Genomic DNA, 14197 nt, shown 5'->3' on the forward strand with positions numbered 1-14197 from the left:
GGCGTGTACTTCTGGTTCCCCAAGATGACGGGCCGGATGTACGACGAGCGGCTCGGCAAGATCCACTTCTGGTTGATCTTCATCGGTTTCCACACGACGTTCCTGGTACAGCACTGGCTGGGCAACCAGGGCATGCCGCGCCGGTACGCCGACTACCTGGATTCGGACAACTTCACGGTCCTCAACCAGATCTCCACGGTCGGTTCGTTCATCCTCGGCATCGCGATGCTGCCGTTCATCTGGAACATCATCAAGAGCTGGCGCTACGGGGAGATCGTCACGGTCGACGACCCGTGGGGCGCGGGCAACTCCCTCGAGTGGGCGACCTCGTGCCCGCCGCCGCGCCACAACTTCGTGACGCTGCCCCGGATCCGCTCCGAGCGCCCCGCGTTCGAGCTGCACTACCCGCACATGAGCGAGCGGATGCGGGCGGAGGCCCACGTCGGGGGCCGTCGCAAGGCCCGGGACCCGGACTCGGCCAAGGATGTGGCCGACCGGGGACCATCCCCGCAGAAGGGCTGATCGCCCGCCCGTACTCACCCACGGGCGTAGGTCCCGGGAACCCCGTCGGCGGCTCGTCCACCGGCGGGGTTTCCGCTTGTCAGGCCCCGCAACATCAGCACCGCCCTCCCCGATCACCTGTCAGGAGTACATGTGAGCACCACCGGCACCCCGGCTCTCCTCACCGTCACCGGGCCCGACCGCCCGGGCGTGACCGCGCGGGTGATGTCCGTCCTCGCGTCCCACCACGCCGATCTGGTCGACGTGGAGCAGGTCGTCGTCAACGGCCATCTGTCCCTGGGGCTCATGGTCCGGGTGGACGACGGCGCCGATGTGGTCACCGTCGTGCGGGAGCTCACCGAGCAGGTCCACGACCTCGGGATGCAACTCGAGGTCCAGTTCGACGACATCGCCCCCGCGGCCCCGCCCTCGACGCACGCGGTCGTGATTCTCGGCAGCCCCGTCCCGGCCTCCGCGTTCTCGGCCGTCGCCGGCTCGCTGGCCTCCATCGGCGCGAACATCGACACGATCCGCGGGATCGCCGACTACCCGGTCACCGGTATCGAGTTGCACGTGTCCACCGCCGGCCGGGACTCGGCCGACGATGCCCGCCTGCGCGAGACCCTCGCCCCCCTCTCGGACGCCCACGGCGTCGACATCTCGGTGGACCGGGCCGGGCTCGGCCGTCGGTCCAAGCGACTGGTGGTGTTCGATGTGGACTCCACCCTCGTCCAGGGCGAGGTGATCGAGATGCTCGCCGCGCACGCGGGCAAGGAGGACGAGGTCCGGGCCGTCACGGAGCGTGCCATGCGCGGAGAGCTCGACTTCGCCCAGTCCCTGCACGAGCGTGTCGCGACGCTGGCAGGTCTGCCCGCCACCGTGCTGGACGAGGTCGCCTCGAGCATCGTGCTCACGCCCGGGGCCCGCACCACCATCCGCACGCTCAAGCGGCTGGGGATCCGTTGCGGGGTGGTCTCCGGCGGCTTCATCCAGGTGATCTCCGGCCTCGCCGAGGAGCTGGGACTCGACTTCGCCCGCGCCAACACCCTCGAGATCGTGGACGGCACGCTCACCGGCCGGGTGGTCGGCGAGGTGGTGGACCGCGAGGCGAAGGCCGCCTACCTCCGCGAGTTCGCCGACGAGGTCGGTATCTCGCTGAGCCAGACCGTCGCGGTCGGTGACGGTGCCAACGACATCGACATGCTCACCACCGCCGGGCTGGGAATCGCGTTCTGCGCCAAGCCCGCCCTCCGCGAGGTGGCGGACGCGTCATTGTCCAAGCCGTTCCTCGACACCGTTCTGTTCGTGCTGGGGATCACCCGCGACGAGATCGAGGCCGCGGACACCGCCGCCGGCACGTACCGCCGCGTCCCCCTGACGTGACCGGCACGCCCGGGGCGGGGGAGGGCGGTCCCGAGACCGGTGGGCCCGTGATCGGCGGCCCGGCGACCGGCGCCGCACTCGACTGGTGCCACGCCCGGCTCCGGGCGGGCTCGGCCGGCGCGGAGGACCCCGAGGATCGTGCGACCGTTCGGTCGATGCCGATCGTGCTGCACCTGCCCAAGGCGGACCCTCCGGCCCGGACCCCGCTGCTCGAGTCGGTGGCCGGCGCGGTCGCGGCGCTGTGCCTCGACGAACGGGTCGCGCCGGGAGGGCCGTGGCACGAGGCCTACGCCGCGTGGTTGGACGCCCGGATGCGCAAGATCGCCCGACGTGCCCGCGGCGCCCAGTGGCGGGCCTCGCTCGAGGTCCCCGGGGTGACCCGGGAGATCGACGGCGCCGCCGCGAGGGCGTTCGTCCCCGGCCCGGTGGACGAGGTGGACCCGCGGCTGGCGAGACTGCAGATCGGCGGCACCGACCTCGAGCGTGACGAGCCCGGCGCGCCGCCCGAGGGGACGCCGGTGGTGTGGATCGACGGTGCGCTCGAGATGTCGACGGGAAAGGCGGCGGCGCAGGTCGGCCACGGGGTCATGCTGCTCATCGCCGCGATGGAACGCGATCGTCTCGATCGCTGGTTGGCCGACGGGCTCCCGGTCGCCGTCCGCGAAGCCGATCCCTCCCGGTGGCAGGACCTGGCCGAGGCGGTGGCCGCCGGGACACCGGGAGTCGCCGCGGTGGTGGACGCCGGCTACACCGAGGTGGCGCCGGGGTCGCTCACGGTCATCGCCGTCGACGCCTGAGCGGCGCCCCGGGGAGCGTTCAGGCGTCGCGCAAGCGCTCCAGGGCGCCGGTCACGACGTCCTTGTCGGTGGTCTGCCAGAACGGCGGCAGCGAAGCGCGTAGGTATCCGCCGTACCGCGCGGTGACCAGACGGGAGTCGAGCACCGCCACCACGCCGCGGTCCTCGGTGCGGCGGAGCAGCCGGCCCACGCCCTGTGCGAGCAGGAGGGCGGCGTGGTTACCGGCGACGGCGAGGAACCCGTTCCCCCCGCGGGCCGCCACCGCACGCTGACGCGCCGAGAGCAGCGGATCATCGGGACGGGGGAACGGGATGCGGTCGATCACGACCAGCGACAGGGTCCGTCCCGGGACGTCGACGCCCTGCCACAGCGACAGGGTGCCCACGAGGGTCGTCTCCTCGTCGTCGGCGAACGTCGCGACGAGGTTGGCCGTGGAGTCCTCGCCCTGGCAGAGGACGGGGGTGTCGAGTCGTTCGCGGAGCAGTTCGGCGGCGGCCTTCGCCGCGCGCATCGACGAGAACAGTCCGAGCGTGCGGCCCCCGGCGGCGGTGATGAGATCGACCAGTTCCTCCTCGGCCGCGGGCGACGGGCCCTCCCGGCCGGGCGCGGGGAGGTGAGCTGCCACGTAGAGGATGCCGTTGCGCCGGTAGTCGAACGGGGATCCCGCGTCGAGGCCAGTCCAGCGCAGTGCACTCGCGTCGTCGTCGGAGGGCGGTTCGAGCGACACCGCGCTCGCGGTGTCCGGGCGTGCCGACGAGGCGGGCGGCAGTCCCCAGGTGGCGGCGAGCCCGTCGAACTTCCCGCCCGTGGTGAGGGTCGCGGAGGTGAGGATCACCGTGGACTCGGCGAACAGGCGGGCACGCAGGAGCCCGGCGACGGACAGGGGAGCGACGCGCAGGATCCGTCCTCGTCGTTCCTCCACGCTCATCCATACGATCTCTAGGCGCTCGGTGACCGGCCGCTCGAACGAGGAGAGGATGCGGTCTGCGGCGTCGGCGATCTCGTCCAGCGCGGCGAGGGTCTTCTGACGGTCGGAGGCACCCTGTGGGTCACCGGCGGCCTCTCCGGGCTTGGGACCCGGGACCGCGCTGCGACAGTTCTCGGCGGTGTGGCGGACAGCGGCCAGCGCGAGGTCCGCGCCCTCGGGCATGAGGTCCCATCGCGCCTCGGGACAGATCTCCAGCAGCGTGGCGAGACCCTCCCCGGCGGCGACCATGCGGTCCGCGGTCTGCTGGTCGACGAGCTTCGCCGCCCGGCGCGCGGCCTGGATCACGGCCGCGCCGGTGAGTTCGGCGGTGGTCACGCCGGTCACCCGGTCGGACAGCTCGTGGGCCTCGTCGATCACCACCGCGTCGTGTTCGGGCAGCACGGAGACATCGGTCATGGCGTCGATCGCGAGCAGCGCGTGGTTGGTCACCACCACGTCGGCGCGGCCGGCCTCCTGGCGTGCCAGTTCGGCGAAGCATTCGGAGAACTCGGGGCAGACCTGCCCCAGACACTCGCGACTGGTCACCGACACCTGCCGCCACGCCGCGTCGGAGACACCGCGGGGCAGGTCGTCGCGGTCGCCGGTGTCGGTGTCCTGCGCCCAGTCGTGCAGGCGGGCGATCTCGCGGCCCAGCCACGAGCTCGGGCCGGTGTCCCGGGGGGTGGCCTCACGTGGGGTGCGCGCGGCCGTGGACTCGCCGCCGAGGGGCAGGTCGAACAGTTCCTCGGTCTCCACCTCCTCCGGGTCGGCCTCGTCGACCGGCCCCGAGCTCACCCGGTGCAGGCACAGGTAGTTGCCCCGGCCCTTGAGGATCGCGTGGGAGGGACTCACGCCGAGTTCCGGGCGGAGCGCCTTGGACAGCCGCGGCAGGTCGCGGTCGACCAGCTGGTTCTGCAGCGCGATGGTCGCGGTGGAGACCACCACGGTGTTCCCGGTGGCCACGGCGTGGCGCAGCGCCGGCACCAGGTAGGCCAGGGACTTACCGGTGCCCGTCCCGGCCTGGACTGCGAGGTGTTCCCCCGTCGCCAGGGCGTTGCCCACGGCCTCGGCCATCGTCACCTGGCCCGTGCGTTCGCTGCCGCCCAGGCCCGCGACCGCGGTGGCGAGCAGGTCGGAGACGGGGGGGAGCGAGTCGGTCACGCGGATACCCTAGCGGCCGCACCGGACAGTGGCCCGGGCCGCCGGGCGGCTCGGGGGCAGACCTGGCCGGCTCGGGGGCAGACCCGGTCGGCTCGAGGCCCACCCGGATGCGTCGGCGGACGACCGACAGCTCCGCTCAGCGGGTGGCCGGGGGGATGACCCTCACGGGGATGGCGGGGTCGCCCTGACTCAGCGCGAGCCCCTCCCACGGCAGGGACACCATCACGGCGGCGTGGTGGGCGCGTGACTGCTCGAGGGTCGGGAGCCCGGGGACGGTCTCGCCGCCCCGGATCAGCGGGACCATGAGATCGCGCGTCTCGAGACCGGGCTCCTCGGGGGCGTCCCCGGACCACGGCAGCAGCAACTCCTCGACGGCGGTGCCCGAGCGGCGGTGGTGGCGGACCGCGCGCTTGGCTCCGGGCAGGGACTCCTTCTGTGCGGAGCGTTTGGCCACGGGGATCCCGTCGACCTCGACGAGTTTGTAGACCATGCCGGCGGTCGGGGCGCCCGAGCCGGTCACGAGCCGGGTGCCGACGCCGTACACGTCGACCGGCTCAGCGCGCAGAGCGGCGATCGCGTACTCGTCGAGGTCCCCGGAGACCACGATCCGGGTGTTGCGGGCGCCGAGGGCATCCAGCTGGCTGCGGACCTGCCGGGCGAGCACCCCCAGGTCGCCGGAGTCGATACGGACGCCGCCGAGTCCGTGCCCGGCGACCTCGATCGCCGTCGCCACGCCCGTCGCGATGTCGTAGGTGTCCACCAGGAGGGTGGTGTCCACACCGAGGGTCTTCACCTGCGAGCGGAAGGCGGCCGCCTCGTCCGGACCCTGCGGGCCGGTGTGCAGCAGGGTGAACGAGTGGGCGGACGTCCCGGCGGAGGGCACGCCGTGCCGGCGCGTCGCCTCCACGTTGGAGGTGGAGTCGAACCCGGTGAGGTAGGCGGCCCGGGCCGCGGCGACCGCTGCTTCCTCGTGTGTGCGGCGGGACCCCATCTCGATGATGGGGCGGCCGTACGCCGCGGAGGTCATCCGCGCGGCGGCGGAGGCGATCGCGCTGTCGTGGTTGAGCACGGACAGGACCAGGGTCTCGAGTACGACGCACTCCGCGAACCCGCCCCGGATGCTCAGCACGGGCGAGCCGGGGAAGAACAGTTCGCCCTCCGCGTAGCCGTCGACGTCACCCGTGAAGCGGAAGTCGCGGAGCCAGTCGGTGGTCCGCTCGTCGAGCGAATCCGACAGTGCCTCGATCTCCTCGTCGTCGAACCGGAAGTCCGCCACGCGTTCGAGGAGCCGACCGGTGCCTCCGACCACCCCGTACCGACGGCCGGAGGGCAGGCGTCGGGCGAAGACCTCGAACACACACGGCCGGTCGGCGGTGCCGTCCGCCAGGGCCGCCCGGATCATAGTGAGCTCGTACTTGTCCGTGAGCAGGGCGGTGGACGGTCGCCCGGTGGGGGGCGTGACATGGGAGGGAGTCGGCGGGGTCACGGGGGCGACTCTACGGCGTGGCCTACCCGGCGGGAACCCGTATCCTGGGTTCCATGCACCCTGTGACGACACCGCTTGCGGCCGTCCGGAGCACCGCCCCGGTGATGGCGATGCCGTCGGCCGCGCCCGTGGAGTCCACGGACGCGGACCTCGACGGTGGGGTGGACAGCCCCTGGCTCACCGTGGTCTGGGACGACCCGGTGAACCTGATGAGTTACGTGACGTACGTGTTCCAGCGGGTGTTCGGCTACAGCAGGGAGAAGGCGCATGGCCTGATGCTCAAGGTCCACAACGACGGTCGGGCGGTGGTGTCGTCCGGCAGCCGCGACAAGGTCGAGAACGACGTCCGCAAGCTGCAGGAGGCCGGACTGTGGGCCACGATGCAGCGGGATGCGTGAGGCGGTGAAGGCGTGGCAGCGCAAGGCGTCCCTCGGTGGGGCGCGCATCAAGTCGGTCATGGAGAACCATGAGGTGCAGATCCTGCACGCCCTGGTCTCCAACGTGGTGGACATGCTCGAACAGCGCCGGGACTCCGCCCCGCGCGATGAGCTGGCCGAGATCACGGGGATGCGCAGTGGCCACTCGCAGGTGCCCGCCGAGGCGCCCCTGGCGCGGTTGTTGCCGGACTTCCACCGCCCTGAGGCGGCCGACCGTGCGGACGGGTCCGACACGGACGGTGCGGCCGTCGCGCGGGCCCACAACTCGGGCATGCGGATGATCCACGAGCCGGCGATCATCGACGCGAAACTCGGCTGCGCGGGCGTGGTGTTGCGTTCGTTGCCGTCGCGGGGCGGGACGGTGTCGCTGACCCTCGAGCAGGCGAGCTCGTGGATGCGGTGCCTCAATGATGTGCGACTGGGACTGGGCGCGGTCCTGCTGGAGGCGGGCTCATTCGACGGGGTCGCCGCCACCGACATCCCCGAGTACGTGCCCGACGATGACCCCCGGTCCGCCCAGTTGGACGTGTACCACTGGCTGACCTTCATGCAGGACTCCCTGTGCACGGCCCTCGACGGGCAGTGAGGAGAATATCGTGAACCGAGACCCCCGTTCGCCGTGGCCGGGGACCGGCGCCGGCCCGGTAGACCCGGGACCGCGGCGCTGGCCGGCCCTGGTCCTGCTGTGGTCGTTCGTCGCCCTGATGTGGGTGGTCGAGGCGGCGGACCAGGTGATCATCGCGGCGATCGGACCCCAGCAGACCCTCGACGGCTACGGGGTCCAGCCGCTGGCGACGGACGGGCTCCTCGGCATCGTGTTCCAGCCGTTGCTGCACGGGGACTGGGCGCACCTGATCGGTAACTCGATCGCACTGCTCGTGCTGGGGTCGATCATCGCCCTGTCCGGGATCCGACCGCTGGTCGGCGTCACCCTCGTGTCGTGGCTGATCTCGGGAGTGGTGTCCTGGTTGCTCGGCGGCACCGGGACCGTCCACATCGGGGCCTCCGGGATCGTGTTCGGCTACATCTTCTACGTCATCGTCCGGGGCTTCTTCTCCCGGCGCATCCTGCACCTGGTGATCGGACTGGTCATCGGCTTCTACTACGGGCTCGAGGCGCTGGCGGGCCTGTCGCCGATGCTGGACGGGGTGTCCTGGCAGGGTCATCTCGGGGGCGCGATCGGCGGCGTGGCGTCGGCGTACGGCCTCAAGCGCGACCGGAAACCGCAGCAGCGGCAGCTCGCCACGCAGCCGCGGTGGTCCGCCGGACCGCGGAGGTGACGCACCCCGACCCGCAGGCTCCCATCGGGGTGTTCGACTCCGGCGCCGGCGGTCTGACGGTGGCCCGGGCGATCGTGGACCAGCTCCCCGACGAGTCGGTGGTCTACGTCGGTGACACCGCCAACGGGCCGTACGGTCCGTTGCCGCTGGCCGAGGTCCGGGCGCACGCCCTCGCGGTGGCGGACCAACTCGTCGACCGCGGGGTCAAGGTGTTGGTGATCGCGTGCAACACGGCGTCGGCGGCGATGCTCCGCGACGCCCGCGAGCGCTACCCGGTACCGGTCGTGGAGGTCATCCAGCCGGCGGCCCGGCGCGCGGTGGCCACCACCCGCTCGGGCCGGATCGGGGTCATCGCCACCCGCGCGACAGTGGCGTCGCGGGCGTACGACGACGCGGTGGCCGCGGCCGCCGGGATCGAGCTGACGTCGGTGGCGTGTCCGAAGTTCGTCGAGTTCGTCGAGCGCGGCATCACCAGTGGCCGTCAGGTGCTCGGGTTGGCGGAGGGGTATCTCGCCCCGATCCGCGACGCCGACGTCGACACCCTGGTGCTGGGGTGCACCCATTACCCGTTGCTGTCCGGTGTGGTGCAGTTGGCGGCGGGGGACCACGTCACGCTGGTCTCGAGCGCGGAGGAGACCGCCAAGGACGTGCTGCGGGTACTCACCGCGCAGGACCTGTTGCGGCCACACGACGCGGCCGAGCCGGCGACTCACGAGTACCTCGTCACCGGTGATCCCGACGCCTTCCGCCGGGTGGCGTCACGGTTCCTCGGCCCCGGTCTGGTGACCGTCGGGCGGGCGGTGTCGGACTGATGGACGGTGACACGCATCGCGGGCACAGCCGCGAACACCACGACACGCGGTGCGGCGTGGCACGATGGTGCCCATGTTTCTGACTGTCCTCGGGTGCTCGGGAAGTATCGGTGGACCCACCTCGCCGGCGTCCGGGTATCTGGTGGAGGTCGACGGTCTCGCCCCCGTGGTGATCGACATGGGGCCCGGTGTCCTCGGCGCGCTGCAACGACACGTGGCCCCCGAGGACGCGACCGTCCTGCTGTCCCACCTCCACGCCGACCACTGCCTGGATGTCCCGAGTCTGTTGGTCCTGCGGCGCTTCGGCCCCGGTGCGAAGGGCGCGGGCCGCGTGCCGCTGGTCGGGCCGTCCGGGACGGCCTACCGGATCGGGGTGGCGTCGGCGGAGGAGCCGGGGACGGTCGACGACCTGTCGGACACGTTCGACGTGGCCACGTGGGACGTCGCGCCCGAGGTGGAGATGAGGGGCGACGACGACGAGGTGGCCCTGAGCGTGCGGGCCGACCGGGTGGAGCATCCTCCGGAATCGTACGGAATGCGCCTGACCTCCCGTAGCGGCCGGGTCCTGGCGTACAGCGGCGACACCGCCTACTGCGACGCCCTGGTCGAGCTGGCGGTCGGCGCGGACGTCCTGCTCTGTGAGGCGTCCTGGACGCACGAGGAGGGACGCCCGCCGGGCATCCACATGTCGGGGGCGGAGGCGGGCCTGACCGCTCACCGCGCCGGCGTGGGTCGTCTCGTGCTGACCCACATCCCGCCGTGGGTGGACCGCGAGGCGGTGCGCGCGGAGGCGGCCGTCGAGTTCGGCGGGGAGATCCTGCTGGCGGAGCCGGATCTGCGGATCACCGTCTAGCAGTCGGTCGACGGGGGCGCGGCGCGGCTAGGATCGGCGGTCGTGACCTCATCGAGCATCAGCAGAGCAGACGGACGCGGCGACGCCGACCTGCGTGACGTGACCATCACGCGGGGATTCACCTCGCACCCGGCTGGGTCGGTCCTCGTCACCTTCGGGCAGACCCGCGTCATGTGTACGGCCAGCGTCACCGAGGGCGTGCCGCGGTGGCGCAAGGGTTCGGGCCTGGGGTGGCTGACGGCGGAGTACGCGATGCTGCCGGCCGCGACCCACGAGCGCTCGGGCCGGGAGTCGGTCCGCGGCAAGGTGGGCGGACGCACCCACGAGATCAGCCGCCTGGTGGGCCGCTCCCTGCGGGCCTGCATCGACCTGTCCGCGCTGGGGGAGAACACCATCGCCCTGGATTGCGACGTCCTGCAGGCCGACGGCGGGACACGGACCGCGGCGATCACCGGCGCGTACGTGGCCCTGGCGGACGCGATCACGTGGCTGCAGGCCAAGGGCGCGGTCACCGGCAACCCGCTCACCGGGGCGGTCGCCGCGGTGAGCGTCGGCGTCGTCGACGGCCGCGTCCTGTGCGACCTGCCCTATGAGGAGGATTCGCGGGCCGAGGTGGACATGAACGTGGTGTGCACCGACGGAGGCAAGCTCATCGAGGTCCAGGGGACCGCCGAGGGCGCGGCGTTCGGCCGCGACCTGCTGGACGCGATGCTCGACTCGGCGCAGGCCGGCTGCGAGCGACTTTTCGAGATACAGCGCGAAGCCCTCGCGGCGCCGTACCCGGGCGAGTTGCCCTCGCCGCCGGCCGCACGGAACCGGGGGCGGTAGTCGTGACCGTTCGCCTGGTGGTCGCGAGCCGTAATGCCAAGAAGCTGGCCGAGCTGCGCCGGGTGCTGGAGTCGGCGGGGATCGTCGGCATCGAGCCGGTGGGGCTGGACGAGGTGCCGGAGTACCCGGAGGAGCCCGAGGACGGCGCCACCTTTGCGGACAACGCGCTGATCAAAGCCCGGTCCGGTGCGCTGGCGACCGGCCTGCCGTGCCTGGCGGACGACTCGGGACTGGCGGTGGACGCCCTGAACGGGATGCCCGGGGTGCTCTCGGCGCGCTGGTCCGGACGGCACGGCGACGACGCCGCCAACAACGAACTCCTGCTCGCGCAGTTGTCCGACGTCCCGGACGAACGCCGGGGGGCGGCGTTCGTCTCGGCGTGCGCGCTGGTCGGACCGGGCGTGCCCGGCGAGGTCGTCGAGGAGGGCCGCTGGCCGGGGCGCGTGCTGCGGGAGTCGCGCGGGGAGGGCGGGTTCGGGTACGACCCGCTGTTCCTGCCCGAGGGGTCGGACCGTGCGGCAGCCGAGCTCAGCTCGCAGGAGAAGGACGCGGACTCACACCGCGGCCGTGCCCTGCGCGCCCTCGTTCCGGCCCTGCGCGTGCTCGCCGAACGCGGCTGACAGCACTGCGGCCTGACAGCACCCCGGCCGGACATCACTTCGACGAGAAGGACGTTCCGCCCACGTCGCCCGCGACGGGAGGGTGCGGAACGTCCTTGTCGATGAGGGGGTGGGTCAGACCGCGTACTCGGTGCGCACGTCGCGGGTCCGCCTGTGCTCGAACCAGAACGACAGGAACGGGATCGTCCCCGCCAGCGCGGTGAGCAGGGTCCGAGACGCGGGCCAGCGGGCCTTGATCGCCAGGTCGAGCGTCATGAACAGGTACAGGATGTAGAACACTCCGTGGGCCTGACCGATGTAGGTGAACCAGTCCGGGGCGTCGGACGAGTTCTCCAGGATCAGGTACTTGTAGATCATCTCCACGGTGAGCACGAGCAACCACACGCCGGTGATCCAGGCCAGGACCCGATAGCGCTTGAGCGCGCCGGCGATCCTGCCCCCCGGATCAGGCTTGCGGTTGTCGGTCTGCTGGGTGGCTGCGGCGGTCATGAAGCAGGCTTCTCCTGGTGGGTGCCGTCGGCCCGGTCTTTCCGGGCGAGTTCGGCGAGATAAGAGTTGTAGGCGTCCAGACCTTCGTCCCGGACCGCCTCGTCCCGGGCGGGTCGACGCGTCGGCAGCAGGTCCGAGGGGATCTCCGTCATGACGCCGAAGCGGTCCCGGCCCGTTCGGTTCTTCCCGGCGGCCGGATGGTCGGGCGCGCGGTGGTCGGCCTCGTCGTCGTCCTCGTTGTCGGTACCCGGTCCGTCCGCGGCACCCGCCGAGGCGGAGGCCCAGTCGTCCTCACGGGCCTCCATGCGCACGTACTTCAGGTACGCGTAGACGAGGAACCCGGCGAGGAACGGCCACATGAACGTGTACCCGAGGTTCTGCGCGGTCCCGGTGGCCTCCTGGTAGCGGGCGAGCTGCCACAGTCCCATGCCCATGCAGAAGATCGCGCCCAGGACGACGAACGCGATCCACCCCGGGCGGTGCTTGACCCTGGTCCGCGCCGGGTCGCCGGAAGCCGTTGCACTTCCGGTCGCGTGGGAGCCAAGGGTGTCGGACACGCCTCCACGGTACCTCTGACCACACGGTAAGCTCATCTCGCCCGGTACCCCCGGGTGACGCGCCCGTGGCGGAATTGGCAGACGCGCTGGATTTAGGTTCCAGTGTCTACGGACGTGGGAGTTCAAGTCTCCCCGGGCGCACCGAGTTAGGGCAGTGAACTGCCTGCTAGACGACCTGCTTGGCCTCCGGTGGCGGTCTTCGTGCCCACATCTTGCCCACAATCCCGGTGCATCTGATTCAGGGCATCGGCGACTGAATCCAGGTCCGAGTCGAAGAGGTCGGAGTACACGTCCAGGGTCATGCTGGCCTTCGCGTGCCCGAGCATTCGCTGGAGCGCCTTGACATTGGCCCCAGCAGACACTGCCAGGGATGCGCAAGTGTGACGAAGGTCGTGGATGCGGACCCGGGGGAGCTCCGCCTGACGCTGCGCACGAGCGAACCAACCCCGTCTCACGTCAGGGGAGGGCAGATAGTCGCCATCGTGCCCAGGGAAGACGAGATCATCCTCCCCAATGCTCAGAAGGTGTTGCTCCAGGCGCTGAACGAGGAACTCGGGAATGGGTACCTGACGGACTCCGGTAGATGTCTTGGGTGTCCCCTCGACCAGCCTGGACCCAATCTGTGTCACGGAGCGGTCCACATGGATGCGCCGGGCCTCCAGGTCCACGTCCCTCCGACGTAGGGCAATAGCTTCACCCCATCTAAGTCCTGTGTAGGCCAGCGTCAGGACGAGCTCGGCACGCTCACCACTGTGCGAGGCAAGCAGCGCCACTTGGCGTGCGGTCAGATACGTCCTGCGCTTAGGTTGCCGGGCGGGTACCTCGGCACCGCGGGCCGGGTTGGAGTGCAGCAGCTTGTCCGCCACCGCCACGTCCAGGATGGACAGCAGAACGGTGTAGGCCCGCTCGATGGTGGCCGGGGCTGGCTTGCCCGCCCGGCCGTCCTTGCGCTCCATCGTGGCTAGCCACCTGTTGACTCCGGTCAGCGTCACGTCGCCGATAGCCGTGGAGCCCCATGTCGGCATGACGTGGACCCTCCAGGCGGTCTCGTATGAGCGCCACGAGGATGGGGCCTTGCTGGCCTCGGAGATGGTCATCCACTCCGACGCCACCTGGGAAATCGTCGTCCGGGAAGCACTGTGCGAGACGTATCGGCCTTCCAGCTTGGAGACCTCGACTGTGTTTAAGAACGCTTGAGCTTCGCGCTTCGTCGTGAATCCCCGCTTGTCCGTCTGGCGGCGGTCAGGGGTGCGGTACCTGACGCGGTAACGGGGGCCGGACTTCGTGGAGTACCGCTCAATCGTCGCCAAGGTTCAACGCCTCCCGAAGCTCTCGACGCAGATCCTTTCCGACGCGGGCCTTGCGCTGTCTGGTGGAACCCTTGCCAGCCCTGCGGGTGCGCTCCTCGGTGTAAGAGGCCCCCCACAGCTCTGCCATGGCCTCCTCCAGCTGATCGATACTCACCCCGAGGTCTCGGGCGACCTTGCGCTCGACGTCGGTTCTACTGAGCTTTACGAGCACGAGGGCACCGTTTACCGTCGGTGCGATCTTCTCCCCGGTATGAGCATCGGTCAGCGTGGTGCGGAGATCTGCCTTCACCCGCTGGCCCGTGAGGAGGCGTCGCCGTTCCTCTGCCGGGATGGTCAGCTGCTCGGTCACCTCCAGATCCTCATCGGTCTCCAGTAGATCGCTCAGTGAGACCCCTTCGGGGTCCAGCTCCGATAAGGCATGGGCAAGGGCCAAGAGGGTAGGCAACGTGGCCTGCACCTTGCCTCTCTCCAGGTCTCCGACGCGACCGAATGACCAGCGCAGTCCGTACTTCTGGCATTGCGTAGCGACCTCCTGGAGCGTGGCTCCGGCCTCAAGGCGGATGGCTCTTGCATTGGCCCCGATCGTGGCGGGGATCGACACTGACGTCACGAACTCAGCGTACACGATAGTCGGGAGCACTACCGGACTCTCAGTAATGCTGCTAGTATCTCGGTAACAGCGGGTAGGCCGCACGGGAACACGACGACGAAAGTAG

Annotated in this window: 16 protein-coding genes, 1 tRNA gene and 1 pseudogene; 11 read left to right on the forward strand and 7 right to left on the reverse strand. The window is 70.8% G+C overall.

All coding sequences use genetic code 11. From position 1 onward, the window contains the following. The 3 genes from G6R20_RS14370 to G6R20_RS14380 form a co-directional block, all read left to right on the forward strand. The coding region (locus tag G6R20_RS14370) for a cbb3-type cytochrome c oxidase subunit I (protein WP_205475903.1) at positions 1–522 on the forward strand (522 nt) is incomplete at its 5' end. 132 nt (positions 523–654) lie between these two features. Next, a complete protein-coding gene (gene serB, locus G6R20_RS14375; RefSeq protein WP_067719911.1) occupies positions 655–1884 on the forward strand; it encodes a phosphoserine phosphatase SerB in 1230 nt (409 codons plus the stop codon). 47 nt (positions 1885–1931) lie between these two features. Beyond that, complete coding sequence (locus G6R20_RS14380; RefSeq protein ID WP_067719974.1) at positions 1932–2681, forward strand: peptidyl-tRNA hydrolase; 750 nt, start codon at positions 1932–1934, stop codon at positions 2679–2681. Between the two features lie 19 nt (positions 2682–2700). On the opposite strand, the gene G6R20_RS14385 is transcribed toward G6R20_RS14380, so the two are convergent. Both G6R20_RS14385 and G6R20_RS14390 read right to left on the reverse strand, forming a co-directional pair. Then, entirely contained in the window at positions 2701–4809 is a 2109-nt protein-coding gene (locus tag G6R20_RS14385) for an ATP-dependent DNA helicase (RefSeq protein WP_067719908.1), read from the reverse strand. A 136-nt stretch (positions 4810–4945) separates the two neighbouring features. Continuing rightward, complete coding sequence (locus G6R20_RS14390; RefSeq protein ID WP_067719906.1) at positions 4946–6295, reverse strand: nicotinate phosphoribosyltransferase; 1350 nt, start codon at positions 6293–6295, stop codon at positions 4946–4948. 110 nt (positions 6296–6405) lie between these two features. Here G6R20_RS14390 and clpS point away from each other — a divergent pair, with 110 nt between their 5' ends. The 7 genes from clpS (at position 6406) to G6R20_RS14425 (ending at position 11125) form a co-directional block, all read left to right on the forward strand. Next, positions 6406–6693, forward strand: coding sequence for an ATP-dependent Clp protease adapter ClpS (gene clpS, locus G6R20_RS14395; RefSeq protein WP_240341497.1), 288 nt, complete (start codon positions 6406–6408; stop codon positions 6691–6693). 4 nt (positions 6694–6697) lie between these two features. After that, positions 6698–7318 carry a DUF2017 domain-containing protein gene (locus G6R20_RS14400; RefSeq protein ID WP_119192406.1) on the forward strand — a complete coding sequence of 207 codons (621 nt, stop codon included), beginning with the start codon at positions 6698–6700 and terminating at the stop codon, positions 7316–7318. A 10-nt stretch (positions 7319–7328) separates the two neighbouring features. Beyond that, on the forward strand, positions 7329–8012 hold the full coding sequence (locus G6R20_RS14405) for a rhomboid family intramembrane serine protease (RefSeq protein WP_119192374.1): 684 nt from the start codon (positions 7329–7331) through the stop codon (positions 8010–8012). Then, entirely contained in the window at positions 8009–8824 is an 816-nt protein-coding gene (gene murI, locus G6R20_RS14410) for a glutamate racemase (RefSeq protein WP_067719965.1), read from the forward strand. Before G6R20_RS14405 ends, murI begins: the two co-directional genes overlap by 4 nt. Before the next feature lie 73 nt (positions 8825–8897). Continuing rightward, positions 8898–9677 (forward strand): MBL fold metallo-hydrolase, encoded by a 780-nt coding sequence (locus G6R20_RS14415; protein WP_119192407.1) that lies wholly within the window; start codon positions 8898–8900, stop codon positions 9675–9677. A 42-nt stretch (positions 9678–9719) separates the two neighbouring features. Then, positions 9720–10505, forward strand: a complete 786-nt coding sequence (gene rph, locus G6R20_RS14420) for a ribonuclease PH (RefSeq protein ID WP_132062084.1) — start codon at positions 9720–9722, stop codon at positions 10503–10505. Positions 10506–10507: 2 nt separating this feature from the next. Then, the gene (locus G6R20_RS14425; RefSeq protein WP_163376794.1) at positions 10508–11125 is read left to right on the forward strand and encodes a non-canonical purine NTP pyrophosphatase; all 618 of its coding nucleotides are present in this window, start codon (positions 10508–10510) and stop codon (positions 11123–11125) included. Positions 11126–11239: 114 nt separating this feature from the next. On the opposite strand, the gene G6R20_RS14430 is transcribed toward G6R20_RS14425, so the two are convergent. After that, on the reverse strand, positions 11240–11614 hold the full coding sequence (locus G6R20_RS14430; protein WP_069389765.1) for a DUF3817 domain-containing protein: 375 nt from the start codon (positions 11612–11614) through the stop codon (positions 11240–11242). Then, positions 11611–12171 (reverse strand): hypothetical protein, encoded by a 561-nt coding sequence (locus tag G6R20_RS14435; protein WP_096905842.1) that lies wholly within the window; start codon positions 12169–12171, stop codon positions 11611–11613. The genes G6R20_RS14430 and G6R20_RS14435 overlap by 4 nt, the downstream gene beginning before the upstream one ends. Before the next feature lie 59 nt (positions 12172–12230). On the opposite strand from G6R20_RS14435, the gene G6R20_RS14440 reads away from it, so the two are divergent. Then, a tRNA-Leu gene (locus G6R20_RS14440) sits at positions 12231–12312 on the forward strand. Between the two features lie 5 nt (positions 12313–12317). Here G6R20_RS14440 and G6R20_RS14445 read toward each other — a convergent pair. The 3 genes and pseudogenes from G6R20_RS14445 to G6R20_RS14450 all read right to left on the reverse strand — a co-directional run bounded on the left by G6R20_RS14445 (position 12318) and on the right by G6R20_RS14450 (position 14121). Then, positions 12318–13127: a site-specific integrase gene (locus G6R20_RS14445; RefSeq protein WP_240341498.1), complete on the reverse strand. Its 810-nt coding sequence runs from the start codon at positions 13125–13127 to the stop codon at positions 12318–12320. A gap of 259 nt (positions 13128–13386) precedes the next feature. After that, positions 13387–13481 (reverse strand): annotated as a pseudogene (locus tag G6R20_RS18835) (hypothetical protein); the annotation flags it as partial. Further along, a complete protein-coding gene (locus G6R20_RS14450) occupies positions 13468–14121 on the reverse strand; it encodes a helix-turn-helix transcriptional regulator (protein ID WP_096905840.1) in 654 nt (217 codons plus the stop codon). The gene G6R20_RS14450 and the pseudogene G6R20_RS18835, both read right to left, overlap by 14 nt. Positions 14122–14197: the final 76 nt, after the last annotated feature.

It is taken from the genome of Dietzia sp. Alg238-R159 (genome assembly GCF_900537145.1).
Lineage (GTDB): Bacteria > Actinomycetota > Actinomycetes > Mycobacteriales > Mycobacteriaceae > Dietzia > Dietzia kunjamensis.